Here is a 15,601-nt window from a genome sequence, read left to right as displayed (position 1 = left end):
CGCACCGCAGACGCGGACAGCGGGAAGCCCCGGCCGTCGACGGCCGGGGCTTCCCGCTGTGCGGCAGGGACCTCCTAGGCCGCCGAGCGGTACTTGCGGACCGCGAGGGTCCGGAAGACCGCGAGGATCACCACGGACCACACGACCGAGGCGATGATCGGGTGCTGCATGGGCCAGGCGTCGGGTGTGACGAAGCCCTCCGGCAGGTTCCCGAAGAGGACCCGGCAGGCCTGCACGGTGGCGCTGAACGGGTTCCACTCGGCGATGTAGCGCAGGAACGTCGGCATCTGGTTGGCGTCCACGAAGGCGTTCGAGATGAACGTGAGCGGGAAGAGCCAGATCAGCCCGCCGGATGTGGCCGCCTCCGGGGTGCGGACGGTGAGGCCGATCAGCGCGCCGATCCAGGAGAACGCGTAGCCGAGCAGGAGCAGCAGGAGGAAGCCCAGCAGCACCTTGCCGATGTTCTCGTGGGTGCGCCAGCCGACGATCAGCGCGACGCCCGCGAGGACGACGAGCGTGAGCGCGGTCTGCACGAGGTCGGCGAGGGTGCGTCCGGTCAGGACGGCGCCCCGGGTCATGGGCAGGGACCGGAAGCGGTCGATCAGCCCCTTGTGCATGTCGTCCGCGATGCCCGCCCCCGCGCCCGCGGTGGCGAAGGTGACGGTCTGGGCGAAGATGCCGGCCATCAGGAACTCGCGGTAGGCCTGCGGCGAGATCGTGCCGCCGACCTTGATGGACCCGCCGAAGACGTACGTGAACAGCACCACGAACATGATCGGCTGGATGAGCCCGAAGATGACCATCTCGGGGATCCGGGTCATGCGGATCAGGTTGCGGCGGGCGATGACCAGCGAGTCGCGTACGGACTGGCCGATGCCGCCGCCGGAGCGTGCGACCGGGGCCGTGCTCGTCTGGGTGAGGGCGCTCACTTCTCTGCCTCCGTCCGGGCGCCGGTGGCCGGCTCGGCCGTCCCGCCCTCGCCGTCCCCGGCGTTCTCGTCGCTCTTCTGCTGTTCGGCGGCGTGGCCGGTGAGGGAGATGAACACGTCGTCGAGGGTGGGGCGGCGCAGTCCGATGTCGTCGATCTCCACGCCCAGACCGTCGAGTTCCCGGATGACCTCGGCGAGGAGCTTGGCGCCGCCGTCGACCGGGACGGTCAGTTTGCGCATGTGCGGGAGGACTGCGGTCTCGCCCTTGCCGAGCCGGGTGAGGACGGCGCGGGCTGGTTCGATCTGGTCGGGCTCGTGCACGACGACCTCGACGCGCTCGCCGCCGGTGCGGGCCTTGAGCTGGTCGGATGTGCCCCGGGCGATGACCCTGCCGTGGTCGATCACGCAGATGTCGTGGGCGAGGTGGTCCGCCTCCTCCAGGTACTGCGTGGTCAGCAGCAGGGTCGTACCGCCGGCGACCAGTTCCTGGATGACGTCCCAGAGCTGCTGCCGGTTGCGCGGGTCGAGGCCGGTGGTCGGCTCGTCCATGAACATGACCGGCGGGGAGACGACGAGGGCGGCGGCGAGGTCGAGGCGGCGGCGCATGCCGCCGGAGTACGTCTTGGCGGGGCGGTCGGCCGCGTCGGCCAGGTTGAACCGCTCCAGCAGCTCCCCCGCCCGGACCTTCGCCGCGCGCCCGCTCATCTGGTAGAGCTGGCCGACCATGCGGAGGTTCTCGCGGCCGGTCAGGTATTCGTCGACGGCGGCGAACTGGCCGGAGAGCCCGATCGAGCGCCGTACCTCGTTGGGGTTCTTCAGCACGTCGATACCCGCGACGAAGGCGCTGCCGCTGTCGGGCTTGAGCAGCGTCGTCAGGACGCGTACGGCGGTCGTCTTGCCGGCCCCGTTGGGGCCCAGGAGTCCGAGGACGGTGCCTTCGGGCACGTCCAGGTCGACACCGCCGAGTGCTCGTACGTCTCCGAAGGTCTTCACGAGCCCTTCGGCGTAGATGGCGCCTGGCATAAGGGATTCCCCCAGTGCGTTCGGGTGGCTGCCTCACAGATCCTAGATTTGCCCGTAGTACCGCGCCCGGTGAACACACAAGCCGAACGTGGGTCCGCCGGACCGGGCGCACGCACAGTATCGCGATACATCGCGACTCACAAGCGTCCGGTCCGCGCGGCCGCGGGCCGTCACTCCATCACCCGGTAGCCCGCCTCGCGCAGCGCCGCCTTCACGTCCTCGCAGTGCTCGGGGCCCTTGGTCTCCAGGTGCAGTTCCACCTCCGCCTCGGTGAGGCCGAGCCGGGGGTCGGTGCGGGCGTGGCTCACGTCCAGGACGTTGGCGTCGGCCACCGAGAGCACGCCGAGCAGGGTGGCCAGCGCGCCGGGGCGGTCCGTCAGCCGCAGCCGCAGGCTCAGATAGCGGCCGGCCGCCGCCATGCCGTGGGTCAGGATGCGCTGCATCAGGAGCGGGTCCACATTGCCGCCGGAGAGCAGGGCCACCACGGGCCCGTGGAACGACTTCGGGTCGCTGAGCAGGGCGGCCACCGGGCTCGCCCCGGCCGGCTCGACCACCATCTTGGCCCGCTCCAGACAGAGCAGCAGGGCGCTGGACAGCTCGTCCTCGGAGACCGTACGCACCTCGTCCACCAGGTCCTGGACCAGGCCGAACGGCACGTCACCGGGGCGCCCGACCTTGATGCCGTCGGCCATCGTCTGGAGCGAGCCGATCGAGACGGGACGACCGGCCGCCAGGGACGGCGGGTAGCAGGCGGCGCCGGCCGCCTGCACGCCGACGATCCGCACATCGGGCCTGACCGCCTTGACCGCGACCGCGATCCCGGCCGCGAGCCCGCCGCCGCCGACCCCGACGACGATCGTGCGGACCTCGGGGCACTGCTCCAGGATCTCCAGGCCCACCGTGCCCTGCCCCGCGATGATGTCGGCGTGGTCGAAGGGGTGGATGAAGACCGCGCCGGTCTCGCGCGCGTACTCCTGCGCCGCGGCCAGGGTCTCGTCCACGACCGTGCCGTGCAGCCGCACCCGGGCCCCGTACTCACGGGTCGCCGCGACCTTCGGCAGCGGCGCGCCGACCGGCATGAAGACCGTGGAGCGTACGCCGAGCAGCGCAGACGCGAGCGCGACACCCTGCGCATGGTTTCCGGCACTGGCGGCCACGACGCCCGCGGCGCGTTCGACCGGTGTCAGACCGGAGATGCGTACGTACGCGCCCCGCAGTTTGAACGAACCGGTCCGCTGGAGGTTCTCGCACTTGAACAGGACGGGCGCGCCCACCAGTGCGCTCAGATGGCGGCTGCCCTCCAGCGGGGTGACCTTGGAAACCCCGGAGAGCATCTTCTGCGCCCCGCGCACATCATCGAGGATCAGCGGGGGAAAGCGGCCGGGCGACGCGAAGTTCATACCGTAAGTCTTGCAGCTGAGAAGGGCGCCGGCCGCCGCTACCGGGCCGTCCTGCGCCGGTGTCCGCAGGTTTGTGCAGCGCTGGTACGCGTTGCCCCGGGGCCGCGTACTCTGTCCCCCACCCATCCGACACCGCACGAAGAGAGCCCCCGGCCATGCCCCCTCAGGACATGACGACTGCCTCGTCTCCTTCCGGGGGCGCTGCCCCGGAAAACCCGGGTCCCGAACACGTTCTCGACACACTTCAGCACCAGGTCGCCGTATTCGCCCGCCGCGCCGAGCAGACCCGCCTCGGCGGGGTGGGCCAGGTGCGCAACTCCATGGACCGGGCGGCATACCTGCTGCTGAACCGGCTGGACCGGGAAGGGCCGATGGGCGTCAAGGCGCTGGCCGCCGGGATGGGGATCGACTCGTCCACCGTGACCCGGCAGGTCGCGCCGCTGGTGGACACCGGCCTCGTCAAGCGGACCTCGCATCCCGAGGACGGCCGCGCGGTCGTCCTCCAGCTCTCCCCGCGCGGCCAGGCCCGGCTGGACGAGGTCCGTGCCTCACGGCGGGAGTTGATGACGCAGGTCACCGACGGGTGGAACGAGGAGGAGCGCGACACGTTCTGCGCGCTGCTCACCCGGTTCAACGCCGCGCTGGCCGCCCGGCAGGCCGCGCACCAGACCGCCCAGTCGGGCTGACCCCCCGGGCGGTCCCCGGCCGCCGAGGGGTTGACCCCCGGCCCCCGGCGCGCTCGGATTGACGGTGTGCGGGAGCGCCATGCGGGCCGACAGCGGTGCCGCGCCCAGGAGTTCGAGGCCTTCGTGGCGGGCGCGGCGGGACGGCTGCTGCACACGGCGACCCTGCTCACCGCCGAACCGGCCGACCCGCCCGGCGCCAACCCCCGCGCACAGCGCCTCCTGACGGCCTCGCTGGCGCGGACATTCGCGGACTGGGAGCGGCTGCGGGGCGAGGACCCGTACGACCGCACCCGGCAGGAACTGGCCGCCCGATTCGCCCGCGCGTCCTGGCGCCACCACCGCCCGCGCGGCGGGCTGCTGGACCGGCTGACCCCGCAGGAGCGTCTGGTCCTGGTACTGCGGCTGTACGAAGGGGTGTCCGAGGAGCAGACGGCGGCGCTGCTCGGGCTGGGGCGCCAGCAGGTGCGCGCGGTCTGCAACCGGGCGGTGGCCACGATGCGCGGCACCCGCGGCCCGACCGGGCGCCGGGGCCCCGCCCGCCTCCTGGGGGCCGGGCCGTGAGCGGCACCGGGCGCAGACAGGACGAGGTGCGGCGGATGCTGGAGGCCCGTCCACAGCCGCGGGTGCCCGCCGGGCTGGCCGCGCGGGCGGCGGAGCGCGGTGGCCGGCTGCTGCGGCGCCGGCGGACGCTGCGCCGGCTCGGGCTGCTGGCGCTGATCGCGGGGGTTGCCGTGTTCACGGTGTGGGCGGTGGTGGCGCAGCCGTGGCAGGCGCCGCCGGCCGGGACGACGCCGCCGTTGGAGGGCTGGTGAACGCGGATCGGTCGCGGACTGAACAAGGGCGCGACCGGTTTTCCCGGCCCCGCCCTCGTTCAGTCCGCGACCGGCCCGCGACCGGCCCGCGATCAGTTCGCGACCGCGTTCAATCCGCGATCAGTTCGCGATCGGTCCGCGTTCGGCCCGCGTTCAGTACGCGACCGGCCCGCTCAGCCGAGCGCCTGCGCGAGGTCGGCGAGCAGGTCGTCGCCGTTCTCGATGCCGACGGAGAGGCGGACCAGGTCGCCGGGGACCTCCAGCGGGGAGCCGGCCGCCGAGGCGTGCGTCATGCGGCCCGGGTGCTCCAGCAGCGACTCGACGCCGCCGAGCGACTCGCCCAGCGTGAACAGCTTGGCGCGGTTGCAGACCTCGACCGCCGCCTCCTCGCCGCCCGCGACGCGGAAGGACACCATGCCGCCGAACGCCTTCATCTGCTTGGCGGCGACCTCGTGGCCCGGGTGGTCGGGCAGCCCGGGGTAGAGGACGTGGGTGACCTTGGGGTGGCGGGTCAGCAGGTCGGCGACCTTGGTGGCGTTCTCGCTGTGCCGGTCCATGCGGACGGCGAGGGTCTTGATGCCGCGCAGCACCAGCCAGGCGTCGAACGGGCCGGCGACGCCGCCCATCGCGTTCTGGTGGAAGGTCAGCTCCTCGGCGAGGTCGGGGTCGTTGGCGACGAGCGCACCGCCGACAACGTCCGAGTGGCCGCCCATGTACTTGGTGGTGGAGTGCACCACGACGTCGGCGCCGAGCGCGAGGGGCTGCTGGAGGTAGGGGCTGGCGAAGGTGTTGTCGACGACGAGGCGCGCACCGGCGGCGCGGGCGACCTCGGCGACGGCCGCGATGTCGGTGATGCCGAGCAGCGGGTTGGACGGGGTCTCCACCCAGACCGCCTTGGTGCGCGGGGTGATCGCCGCCCGTACCGCCGCCACGTCCGAGGTGTCGGCCACGGAGAACTCCACGCCCCAGCGCGTGGCGACCTTCGCGAACAGCCGGAACGTGCCGCCGTAGGCGTCGTCCGGGATGACCACGTGGTCGCCGGGGGTCAGCAGCGTACGGAGCAGGCAGTCCTCGGCGGCGAGGCCGGAGGCGAAGGCGAGCCCGGTGCGGCCGCCTTCCAGGGCCGCGAGGTTCTCCTCCAGGGCGGTGCGGGTCGGGTTGGCGCTGCGGCTGTACTCGTAGCCGCCGCGCAGTCCGCCCACGCCGTCCTGCTTGTACGTGGACACCTGGTAAATGGGCGGAACCACCGCGCCGGTGAGGGGGTCGGCGGTGTTCCCCGCGTGGATCGCGAGAGTTTCGAAGCTGTGCTGGTCGCTCATGGGGCCCGAGCGTAGTTCGTCGCGAGGGCGCTCATGGAGCACCGGGGCCGTCCGGTGACAATGGGGGCATGGAGATTCTGTGGATCCTGCTCGCGCTGTGCATGCTGACCGCCGTCATCGGCCCGTTCGTGCTGCGCCGTCGGGGCGGTGGTATCCGGCTGGCCGCGCCGGGCTCCCCCGACGCGGCGGACCCGCAGGACTACGGTTTCGTGCGCCAGGAGGAGCTGGACGTCCGCACGCCCGGCCCCGACCAGGATCTGCTGGACGTGCTGGAGGTCGTCCAGCACACGCAGGAGTGGCGGGCGGCGTCCCAGCTGCTGGCGGGGACGCCGAAGGAGAGCGAGGTCCGGTGGCAGCGGGTACAGGCGTTCGCCGGGGCAGCCTCGCTCGAACTGCTCCAGCGGCCGGGCGTCGGCGGGGCCTGGCTGCGCAAGTGGCGGTCCCAGGCCCCGAAGGACGCGGGCGCTGCGGCGGTGCACGCGGAGTTCCTGGTCCAGCAGGCGTGGCGTTCGTCCACGGCGGGTACGGACGACTTCCGGATCCTGCTGGAGGAGGCCCGTTCGGTGATCGCCGAGGCGGCTCTGCTGGCGCCGGGTGACCCCGTTCCGTACATCGTGGAGCTGGCGGTCGCCCGTGGACTGGGGTATTCCGGCGAGGAGTTCGACCAGGTCTGGGCGAAGATCATCGACCGGGCGCCCGCGCACATGGGGGCGCACATCGCGGCCCTGCACTTCTGGAGCGAGCGGTGGCACGGTTCGCGCGAGGAGGCCGACCGCTTCGCGACCGCCGCGGCCGCCCGCGCCCCGCAGGGCTCGCTGCTGGCCGCGCTGCCGCTGTTCGCGGTGTACGAGCACCTGCCCGAGATCAATCTCGTGCGGGGCTTCTACCAGAGCCAGGTGGTGACGAAGGCGGTCGAGGGCGCGATGTTCGCGGTCCACGCGGCGCGCCGCGACGACCCGATGCTCGCGCATGTGCGCCACCTGCTCGTGCTGTTCCTGGTCCGGATGGAGCGCTGGTCGGAGGCGGTGCACCAGCTGGTCCACATCGACGGGCACGTGGGCGCGCTGCCCTGGACGGCGAGCGAGGACCCGGCCGCCGAGTACACGGTGTACCGGGCGCTGGCGGTCGCGGGCTACGAGGCGAACGGCGGCAGCCCGGCGACGCTGCCGCGCTGACGCCCCTCCCGCGGGGGCGTCGCCTGTGCGACGGTAGGGGCCCCGTCGTTCCCCACCGCAAGGACAGGTACACCCGTGGCACGCCTGATACCTCTGGCCCTCATCGGTCTCGGCCTCTACTTCTGGTTCAAGGCCCGCAAGCGGGCCGCCGCCTACGTCGAGGCGACCGAGCGGGGCGAGGACGCGCCCCGCCGCTGAGCGGGGGTCCGCAGGAATCCGCGGGGCGCCCGGCGCGTTGTACGGACAGCACGCCGACCCAGGAGGAGCCCCCGCATGTTCCTGCACCGCCGCACCCCCCAGCTCCCCACCCAGGAGGAAGCCCTGCGCGGCCGTCCCGCCCCGGAGTTCACCGTCCCGTCCCGCCACACGGTCCTGGGCAACAGCCTGCTCGGCCCGTATCCGGAGGGCCTGGAGACCGCGGACTTCGCGCTGGGCTGTTTCTGGGGTGCCGAGCGCAAGTTCTGGCAGACGGACGGCGTCTGGACGACGCTCGTCGGCTACCAGGGCGGCTACACCGAGAACCCCGCCTACGAAGAGGTCTGCTCGGGTCTGACCGGCCACACGGAGGCGGTCCGCGTCGTGTACGACCCGGGTGTCGTCACGTACGCCGAGCTGCTGAAGCTGTTCTGGGAGTCGCACGACCCCACCCAGGGCTTCCGCCAGGGCAACGACGTGGGCACCCAGTACCGCTCCGCGCTCTACACCCACTCCCCCGCCCAGGCGGCCGCCGCCGAGGCCTCCCGCGAGGCGTACCAGAAGGTCCTGACGGCCTCCGGCCACGGCGGGATCACCACGGAGATCCTCCCGGCCGAGGGCCGCGCCTTCTGGCCCGCCGAGCCGGACCACCAGCAGTACCTGGACAAGAACCCGGCCGGCTACTGCGGCATCGGCGGCACGGGCGTCTCCTGCCCGGTGGGCGTGGCCCCGGCGGAGGGCTGAGCACGGACGTACGCCGAAGGGCCGGGGGAGGATTCCCCCGGCCCTTCGGCGGATCACGGCGTCAGCGGCTCAGATGAGGCCCTGCGCCAGCATCGCGTCCGCGACCAGTTCGAAGCCGGCGATGTTGGCGCCGACCACGTAGTTGCCGGGGCTGCCGTACTTCTCCGCGGTGGTGTAGCAGGAGTCGTGGATGTGGCGCATGATCTCCGCGAGGCGCTGCTCCGTGTGGGCGAAGGTCCAGGAGTCGCGCGAGGCGTTCTGCTGCATCTCCAGGGCGCTGGTGGCGACGCCGCCCGCGTTGGCCGCCTTGCCGGGGGCGAAGGCCACGCCGGCGTCCTGGAAGACGCGGACGGCCTCGGGGGTGGTGGGCATGTTCGCGCCCTCGGCGACCGCCTTGACGCCGTTGCGGACGAGGGTGAGCGCGTCGGCCTCGTGCAGTTCGTTCTGGGTGGCGCAGGGCAGCGCCACGTCGACGGGGACGTTCCAGACGCCGGTGCCCTCGACGTACTTCACGTGCGCGCCGCGCCGCTCGGCGTACTCGGAGACGCGGCCGCGGCCCTGCTCCTTGATCTCCTTGAGCAGGTCGAGGTCGATGCCCTTGTCGTCCACGACGTAACCGCCGGAGTCCGAGCAGGTCACGACGGTCGCGCCGAGCTGCTGGGCCTTCTCGACGGCGTAGATCGCGACGTTGCCCGAGCCGGAGACGGCGATGCGCTGGCCGTCGAGGGACTCGCCCCGGCTGCGCAGCATCTCGGCGGTGAACAGGACGCAGCCGTAGCCGGTGGCCTCGGTGCGTACCAGGGCGCCGCCCCAGCCGAGGCCCTTGCCGGTGAGGACGCCGGACTCGTAGCGGTTGGTGATCCGCTTGTACTGGCCGAAGAGGTAGCCGATCTCGCGGCCGCCGACCCCGATATCACCCGCGGGGACGTCCGTGTACTCGCCCAGATGGCGGTGGAGCTCGGTCATGAACGACTGGCAGAACCGCATGATCTCGGCGTCCGAGCGGCCCTTCGGGTCGAAGTCCGCGCCGCCCTTGCCGCCGCCGATGGGCATGCCGGTGAGGGCGTTCTTGAAGATCTGCTCGAAGCCGAGGAACTTCACGATGCCGAGGTTGACCGAGGGGTGGAAGCGCAGCCCGCCCTTGTACGGGCCGAGCGAGCTGGAGAACTCGACCCGGAAGCCGCGGTTGACGTGGATGTCGCCCGAGTCGTCCGCCCACGGCACCCGGAAGATGAGCTGGCGCTCCGGCTCGCATATGCGCTCGATGATCCGGGCGTCCACGAACTCCGGCCGCTGGGCCAGCACGGGGCCGAGGGTCTCCAGAACCTCCCGCACCGCCTGGTGGAACTCCTTCTCGCCCTGATTGCGGCGGAGGATCTCCGCGTACAACGGCTCGATGACGCGGTTCTCGGCGGCGTACGGGGTTGCGGAGTCAGGGGTGACCGGCATCTGATCAAGACCTTCCATGGGTCGGCTCATACGCGGGGGCGCCCCCGTCCCGAGGGGCGCCTGGGTCCCCCTCCCCATTGAGGGTGTCGCCGGAACTTCACGCATACCGCGCTCTCGGATGCGGCGTACAGGACCGTTGTGGCGTATCGATTCTCCCAGTGGCCCGGCTCAATGGCCCGCCCCATCCACATGGTGATCCCGCCCGTACGGGCACCGCACCCGGCCAACGGCCTTGCGCGAGGCCGGTTCCGGGCAGGAATGGCCGGGTTGGAACCGCAACAGGGACTCCCCCGAAGTGGTGAACCTCACAGTGACCCGGGGGCGACTGTGAGGCCGGGGCCGTGGCCTCAGTCCTCACGGGGGCCGCGCAGCGCCCACAGACCCGCGCCGGAGGCCAGCACCGCCACGCCGGAGACGACGCTCAGCGCGATGTGCGTGCCGTTCTGATCCACCACGAAGCTGAGCGAGACGTTGGCCACGAGTGCGGCGAGGAGCACGGTCCACAGAAGGGGCTTCATGGGTTTCCTCCGGAGAGTGGCGGGAAGGCCGGACCGGTGTTCCGGCTGTGCCTCCATCGTTCCCGCCGCCGCGTCGCGCCACGAGGGATCTGCCTCCCGGAAGGGGGTGCAGCCCGCTACACCCCCGGGGCGCCGCCGATCGCGGTCCGCATCGCGGCGGCCGTCGCCGACGCGTCGTAGTCCGGGCCCACACCGTCCACGAGCACCAGGTCGCCCGCCATGTTCCGGGCCCGCAGCGGGATCAGCTCCTGGTAGGCCGGGGTGGCGTACCAGGCGCGTGCCGCGTCCATGCCGGGGAAGCCCAGCACGACCACCGCGCCCGGCCAGTCGCCCTCGACCACCTCGACGGGGGTGTTGTGGACCAGGAAGCGGCCCCCGAAGGGGTCCATCGTCGACTGGATGCGGTCGATGTACTCGATGACCTCCTCGCTGGGGCGCCCTTCGGGGTACAGGTGTGCGATCGCGTAGGCGGTCATGTCTCGCCCTCCGTCTTCTGCGGCGGTCCGTCGGCTGATGGGCACCATGCTGCCGGGGGCGCCGGGACGCGTCGATTACCCGCGAGGTCATGCGGGAAGCCGCCGGGGGCCGGGGCGGCCCGCCGGCGGCGGCCGAAGCGGTGGAGGCGGGCGGCTCAGGCCGCGGCGTTCTCCGTGATGGTGACCTTGCCCTTGCGGATGGTGGCCAGGCGCGGGGCGCGCCGCGCGATGGAGCTGTCGTGGGTGACCATGATGAAAGTGAGCCCGTGCTCCTTCCACAGGGTCTCCAGCACCTCCATGATCTCGTCGCGCATGGACTCGTCGAGGTTGCCGGTGGGCTCGTCGGCGAGCAGCACCTTGGGCCGCTTGACCAGGGCCCGCGCGATGGCGACGCGCTGCTGCTGGCCGCCGGACATCTCGCTGGGCACATGCCCGAGACGCTCGCCGAGGCCGACCGATTCCAGCGCCTCGGCGGCTCTTCCGCGCCGCTCGGACGCCTTGACGCCCAGCGGTACGAGGGCGGTCTCGACGTTCTCCTGGGCGGTGAGCGTGGGGATGAGGTTGAAGCTCTGGAAGACGAAGCCGATGTTCTGGGCGCGCACCTTGGTGAGCTTGGCCTCGCTGAGCCCGGCGAGGTCCACGCCGTCGAGTTCGACGCTGCCCGCCGTGGGGCGGTCCAGGCCGCCGAGCATCTGGAGCAGCGTGGACTTGCCGCCTCCGGTCGGGCCCTGGATGACCAGGCGGCCGCCGTCCTCGATGGTGAGGTCGACGCCGGCGAGGGCGTGCACGGTGGACTTGCCGCGCTTGTACTGCTTGGTGACGCCTTGAAGCGTGTACATGGGGGTTCTCCTGACGGGGTACGGAGGTGGGCTACTCGACGCGGCGCAGCGCGTCGGCGGGGCGCAGCCGGGAGGCGCGCCAGCCGCCGAAGGCGCCCGCGATCAGCCCGCCCGCCACGGCCAGGACGACGGCGACCAGGATGATGGAGAGGGAGACGGGGGCGGTCAGCGCGATGTCGAGGGCCTTGGAGGCGCTCTGCCGGCCGGGCCCGCCGCCGCCCATCAGGCCGCCGCCGCGCATCCCGCCTCCGCCGCCGGAGGAGCCGAGCTCGGCGGTGAGGGTGGGGCTGACGGCGGTGACGGCGTATGCCCCGGCCAGGCCGATGGCGATGCCGAGGACGCCGCCCATCAGGCCGTTGACGAGGGCCTCGCCGACGACCTGGCGGGTGACCCGGCCGCTCTTCCAGCCGAGCGCCTTGAGCGTGCCGAACTCGCGCACGCGGCGGCTGACGGCCGAGGAGGTGAGGAGCCCGGCGACCAGGAACGCGGCGATCAGGACGGCGATGGAGAGCCATTTGCCGACGCTGGAGGCCAGGTCGGAGGCGGTGGAGAGGGAGCCGGACACGGTGTCCGCGAGGTCGGCGGACGTGGTGACCGTGGTGCCCGGGATGTTCTTCTGGATGGTGGCCTTGACGCTGTCGATCTTCTGCGAGTCCGCGGCCTTGACGTAGACCGTGGTGACCTTGTTCTTCGAGTCGGAGAGGGTCTGCGCCCGCTGGAGCGGGATGTAGAGGTTGGCGGCCGCGTCGCCGCTGTCGGCCGTCGAGACACCGATGATCGTGAACTCGGTGCCGCTGATGGTCACCGTCTTGCCGGTGGAGAGGGTCTTCTCCTTGGCGTAGGCGGAGTCGGCCACGGCCACCGCGGCGTTGGTCTCGGTCGTCCTGAACGTGCGGCCCGAGGTGATCTTCGACGAGGTGAGCGGGCCGAGGTCCTGCTGGGTGACGTCGGTGCCGTACACCGTGTAGGAGTTGACGTCGAAGGAGGCGCCGCCGCCCCTGACCTCGCCCTGCGGCTGGCTGCTGCCCCCGCCGCCGGGTCCCCGGCCGCCGCCCTGGCCCGTGCCGCCCTCCTGCTTGAACTCACCGCGCTTGAACTGGCCGTCCACCTTCATGACGGACAGGCTCAGCCCGCCGACCGCGCCGGCGACGCCGTCCTGCTTGCCGACCTTGTCGACGGTGGAGGACGCCAGGGTCTGGAAGCCCTGGACCATGACCCGGTCGGTGCTCTGGGTCTCGTCGTCGTCGCTGTCCTTGGCGTCGAACTCGAACTTGGGCCGTTCGCCGCTGCCGGACCCCGGTGCCGCGGCGGCCTTGGTGACGGTCATGTCCGTGCCGAGGCCGTACAGCGATTCCAGGACCTTGTCCTGGGCCTTGCTCATGCCCGAGGAGACCGAGCTGACGATGATGACGAGCGCGATGCCGAGGGCGAGCCCGGAGGCGACGACGAGCGCCGCCTTTCTGCGGCGGCGCAGCTCGCGCCGGAGGTAGGTGAAGAACATGGCGCGAGGTTAGGGACGGCTTGTGATGGTGGGTTAAGGCCACCATGAGAGCCGGATGAGAACCCCGGGTACGCCGAAGGCGGCGGCACCGGAGCCCTGCTGGGGGCCGGTGCCGCCGCCTTCGGCGTACGGGGTGGGGAGAAGCGCCGGACGGGCCGGTCAGGCGGCGGAGCCCGCCGTCCACTCGGACCAGCTCATGTTCCAGCCGTTGAGGCCGTTGGAGGGCTGGATCGTCTTGTCCGGGGAGTTCTTCACGATGACGATGTCACCGATCATGGAGTTGTTGTAGAACCAGGCGGCGGGCTGGTCGGCGTCACCGGCGCCCTTGACGTCGGCGAGGCCGACGCAGCCGTGGCTGGTGTTGGCGCTGCCGAAGATGCCCTTGCCCCAGTAGTTGCCGTGGATGAAGGTGCCCGAGGTGGACAGCCGCATGGCGTGCGGGACGTCCTTGATGTCGTACTCGCCCTTGCCGTCGTCGTCCGTGAAGCCGACCGTCGAGCCGTCCATCCGGGTCTCCTTGTACTTCTCGGAGATCACCATCTGTCCGTTGTACGTCGGGTTGTCGGGCGAGCCGGCGGAGATCGGGATGGTCTTGACCGTCTTGCCGTCCCGGGTGACGGTCATCATGTGGGTCTTGGCGTCGACCGTCGAGACCTGGTTGCGGCCGACCTTGAAGGTGACGGTCTTCTGCTGGACGCCGTAGACGCCGTCCGAGCCCTCGACGCCGTCCAGGGACAGCTTCAGGGTGACGGTCGACCCGGCCTGCCAGTAGTCCTCGGGGCGCAGGTCCAGGCGCTGCGAGTTGAACCAGTGGCCGACGACCTGCTGGCCGCTGCTGGACGTCACCTTGATGCCGTCCTGGACGGCCTTGGTGTCGGTGATCGGCTTGTTGAAGTTGATCGAGACGGGCATGCCGACGCCGACGGTGGAGCCGTCCTCGGGGGTGAAGTTCCCGATGAAGCTCTTGTCCGGCGAGACGGTGGTGAAGGAGGAGTTCTCGTGGGCCTCGCGGCCCTTGGAGTCCTCGGCCGTCGCGCTGATCTTGTAGGTGGTGGAGCGCTCCAGCTGGGCGTCGGGCTGCCAGCTCGTGCCGTCGGCGGCGAGGGTGCCCTTGACGCTGTCCCCGGCCGCGGTCGTCATGGTGACGGCGGTCAGCTTGCCCTTGGCGACGGCGACCTTGGCGGCGTTGTTGATGCTCGCGTTGGTCGCGCCGTTCTTGGGCGAGATCGTTATCTGTGCCTCGGAGGTTTCCTGGGCCGCCGCCTTGTCGACGTCGGCCGCCTGGGACTTCGAGCTCTCGGGGCTGGGACCGCCCTTGTCGCCGCCGTCGTCGCAGGCGGAAAGCACCAGTACGCCGCCGAGCAGTGCGGACGCGGCCATCAGGCCCTTGCGCCGCTTGCTGTCCGTCATCACACGCTTCTCCATCGTTGCCGAATTCCCCGAAAACCCCGAGCAGGGCCCCCCACGGACGAAACCCCGTCAATGTTCCAAGAACCCCCTGTACGGGATTCCCGTTCCACGTCCGCCGAAGATGTGGGGAACACCACTCATCGACGCCGTGCCGGGGGCGGTGGTTCCCGTGTCCGCGGCACAGGCCGGCCCCGGGCCGCCGCGGGCGGGCCGGGGCCGTGTTCCCACAGGTCAGACCCGCCGCTCCGGGCCGCCGTTGCCGCCGGCCTCTTCTCCATTGTGCGGGATACCGAAGGCTCCCCGGCCGCCCTCGTCCTCCCAGACGTCCTTTCCGCTGTCCCCCTCGCCGTCCTCGTCGTCCTCGTCGTCCTCCCAGGCGTCCGGGTCGTCGGGGTCGTAGTCGATGCTCTCGCTGCTCCAGGAGGCCTGGGTCAGCTCGACGCCGGGCACCTCGCCGACCAGGTCGAACGGGTCGATCAGCGAGGCGAGGGCCTCCGCTCCGTCTTCCCGTACCGCCGCCTCGGCATGCGTGCGTTCCTCGGCGTCCTCGCCGCCGGGCTCCCCGTACTCGGCGGCCAGGCTCTCCAGGGCGGTTCCGCTGAGGGCGTCGGGGTCGGTGATCTCCACCACCATGTCGACCCGGAGGCGGACGTACCGCGCGGAGGCGAATGTTCCAGATGACTCGGAAGTGCTCATGGGGCGGACATTAAGCCTCTGGCCGCCATCCCTTTCCCGCGACCCGCTGCGTTCATTAGCATCGGTCCGAGCCCTCCTCACGGCTGTCGTAAAGGGGATCGATTCCGTGACCGTCATCCGCCGCCCGCTCCTGACCGCCACCGCTGCGGGAACCCTGCTGTGCGCCCTGTGGTTCGTCCCCTCGGCGAACGCCACCGACGACACCGGGCCCGCGCCCGGCACGGCGGCCGGCACCGCGTCGGTGGCCGGCGCGGACGCCGACTCCGCGACGCTCGCCGACACCGGGACGGGCGTCGACACCACGCCGTATCTGCTCGGCGGGGTGGCCTTCCTGGGCGTCGGGGCGGGTTTCGTGACCTATTCCTCCCGCCGTACGAGCCCCAGGCCCGCCGTCTGACGCGTGCGGTACGCGGGAAGCGGCCACCGGAGA

18 protein-coding genes are annotated in these 15,601 nt (G+C 71.6%); 7 read left to right on the top strand and 11 right to left on the bottom strand.

From position 1 onward, the window contains the following. Nucleotides 1–74 precede the first annotated feature (74 nt). The 3 genes from P8A18_RS21985 to ilvA form a co-directional block, all read right to left on the bottom strand. A complete protein-coding gene (locus tag P8A18_RS21985) occupies nt 75–929 on the bottom strand; it encodes an ABC transporter permease (protein WP_306056891.1) in 855 nt (284 codons plus the stop codon). Beyond that, nucleotides 926–1,951, bottom strand: coding sequence for an ATP-binding cassette domain-containing protein (locus P8A18_RS21980; RefSeq protein WP_306056890.1), 1,026 nt, complete (start codon nt 1,949–1,951; stop codon nt 926–928). Before P8A18_RS21980 ends, P8A18_RS21985 begins: the two co-directional genes overlap by 4 nt. Nucleotides 1,952–2,121: 170 nt before the next feature. Beyond that, complete coding sequence (gene ilvA, locus P8A18_RS21975; RefSeq protein ID WP_306056888.1) at nt 2,122–3,351, bottom strand: threonine ammonia-lyase; 1,230 nt, start codon at nt 3,349–3,351, stop codon at nt 2,122–2,124. A 155-nt stretch (nt 3,352–3,506) separates the two neighbouring features. Here ilvA and P8A18_RS21970 point away from each other — a divergent pair, with 155 nt between their 5' ends. The 3 genes from P8A18_RS21970 (at nt 3,507) to P8A18_RS21960 (ending at nt 4,849) form a co-directional block, all read left to right on the top strand. Next, nucleotides 3,507–4,037 carry a MarR family winged helix-turn-helix transcriptional regulator gene (locus P8A18_RS21970; RefSeq protein ID WP_026249382.1) on the top strand — a complete coding sequence of 177 codons (531 nt, stop codon included), beginning with the start codon at nt 3,507–3,509 and terminating at the stop codon, nt 4,035–4,037. A 66-nt stretch (nt 4,038–4,103) separates the two neighbouring features. Beyond that, nucleotides 4,104–4,598: a sigma factor-like helix-turn-helix DNA-binding protein gene (locus tag P8A18_RS21965; RefSeq protein WP_306056886.1), complete on the top strand. Its 495-nt coding sequence runs from the start codon at nt 4,104–4,106 to the stop codon at nt 4,596–4,598. Further along, complete coding sequence (locus tag P8A18_RS21960; protein WP_306056884.1) at nt 4,595–4,849, top strand: hypothetical protein; 255 nt, start codon at nt 4,595–4,597, stop codon at nt 4,847–4,849. Before P8A18_RS21965 ends, P8A18_RS21960 begins: the two co-directional genes overlap by 4 nt. A 173-nt stretch (nt 4,850–5,022) precedes the next feature. On the opposite strand, the gene P8A18_RS21955 is transcribed toward P8A18_RS21960, so the two are convergent. Continuing rightward, on the bottom strand, nt 5,023–6,168 hold the full coding sequence (locus tag P8A18_RS21955; protein WP_306056882.1) for a cystathionine gamma-synthase: 1,146 nt from the start codon (nt 6,166–6,168) through the stop codon (nt 5,023–5,025). A 68-nt stretch (nt 6,169–6,236) separates the two neighbouring features. On the opposite strand from P8A18_RS21955, the gene P8A18_RS21950 reads away from it, so the two are divergent. From P8A18_RS21950 to msrA, 3 genes are all read left to right on the top strand, one after another. Then, on the top strand, nt 6,237–7,343 hold the full coding sequence (locus P8A18_RS21950) for a hypothetical protein (protein ID WP_306056880.1): 1,107 nt from the start codon (nt 6,237–6,239) through the stop codon (nt 7,341–7,343). Between the two features lie 75 nt (nt 7,344–7,418). Further along, nucleotides 7,419–7,541 carry a hypothetical protein gene (locus tag P8A18_RS21945; RefSeq protein ID WP_018550402.1) on the top strand — a complete coding sequence of 41 codons (123 nt, stop codon included), beginning with the start codon at nt 7,419–7,421 and terminating at the stop codon, nt 7,539–7,541. Between the two features lie 75 nt (nt 7,542–7,616). Then, nucleotides 7,617–8,282, top strand: a complete 666-nt coding sequence (msrA, locus tag P8A18_RS21940; protein ID WP_018550403.1) for a peptide-methionine (S)-S-oxide reductase MsrA — start codon at nt 7,617–7,619, stop codon at nt 8,280–8,282. Nucleotides 8,283–8,351: 69 nt separating this feature from the next. Here msrA and gdhA read toward each other — a convergent pair whose 3' ends face one another. From gdhA to P8A18_RS21905, 7 genes are all read right to left on the bottom strand, one after another. Beyond that, nucleotides 8,352–9,731 (bottom strand): NADP-specific glutamate dehydrogenase, encoded by a 1,380-nt coding sequence (gdhA, locus tag P8A18_RS21935; RefSeq protein WP_306056877.1) that lies wholly within the window; start codon nt 9,729–9,731, stop codon nt 8,352–8,354. A gap of 347 nt (nt 9,732–10,078) precedes the next feature. Continuing rightward, the gene (locus tag P8A18_RS21930) at nt 10,079–10,249 is read right to left on the bottom strand and encodes a hypothetical protein (RefSeq protein WP_306056875.1); all 171 of its coding nucleotides are present in this window, start codon (nt 10,247–10,249) and stop codon (nt 10,079–10,081) included. A gap of 116 nt (nt 10,250–10,365) precedes the next feature. Continuing rightward, on the bottom strand, nt 10,366–10,725 hold the full coding sequence (locus P8A18_RS21925) for a DUF1330 domain-containing protein (protein ID WP_306056873.1): 360 nt from the start codon (nt 10,723–10,725) through the stop codon (nt 10,366–10,368). Between the two features lie 155 nt (nt 10,726–10,880). Then, on the bottom strand, nt 10,881–11,564 hold the full coding sequence (locus tag P8A18_RS21920) for an ABC transporter ATP-binding protein (RefSeq protein ID WP_306056871.1): 684 nt from the start codon (nt 11,562–11,564) through the stop codon (nt 10,881–10,883). 31 nt (nt 11,565–11,595) lie between these two features. Beyond that, the gene (locus P8A18_RS21915; protein WP_306056870.1) at nt 11,596–13,065 is read right to left on the bottom strand and encodes an ABC transporter permease; all 1,470 of its coding nucleotides are present in this window, start codon (nt 13,063–13,065) and stop codon (nt 11,596–11,598) included. 159 nt (nt 13,066–13,224) lie between these two features. Next, nucleotides 13,225–14,490, bottom strand: coding sequence for a L,D-transpeptidase (locus P8A18_RS21910; protein WP_306056868.1), 1,266 nt, complete (start codon nt 14,488–14,490; stop codon nt 13,225–13,227). A gap of 216 nt (nt 14,491–14,706) precedes the next feature. Next, entirely contained in the window at nt 14,707–15,108 is a 402-nt protein-coding gene (locus P8A18_RS21905) for a hypothetical protein (protein ID WP_306061060.1), read from the bottom strand. A gap of 169 nt (nt 15,109–15,277) precedes the next feature. On the opposite strand from P8A18_RS21905, the gene P8A18_RS21900 reads away from it, so the two are divergent. Further along, complete coding sequence (locus P8A18_RS21900) at nt 15,278–15,568, top strand: hypothetical protein (RefSeq protein ID WP_306056866.1); 291 nt, start codon at nt 15,278–15,280, stop codon at nt 15,566–15,568. Nucleotides 15,569–15,601 lie beyond the last annotated feature (33 nt).

Origin of the sequence: Streptomyces sp. Mut1, from assembly GCF_030719295.1 — a bacterium.
In the GTDB taxonomy this organism is placed as follows: Bacteria; Actinomycetota; Actinomycetes; order Streptomycetales; family Streptomycetaceae; genus Streptomyces; species Streptomyces castrisilvae.
The sequence above is the reverse complement of the archived record's forward strand: the minus strand, read 5'-3'. Positions and strand labels throughout refer to the sequence as shown.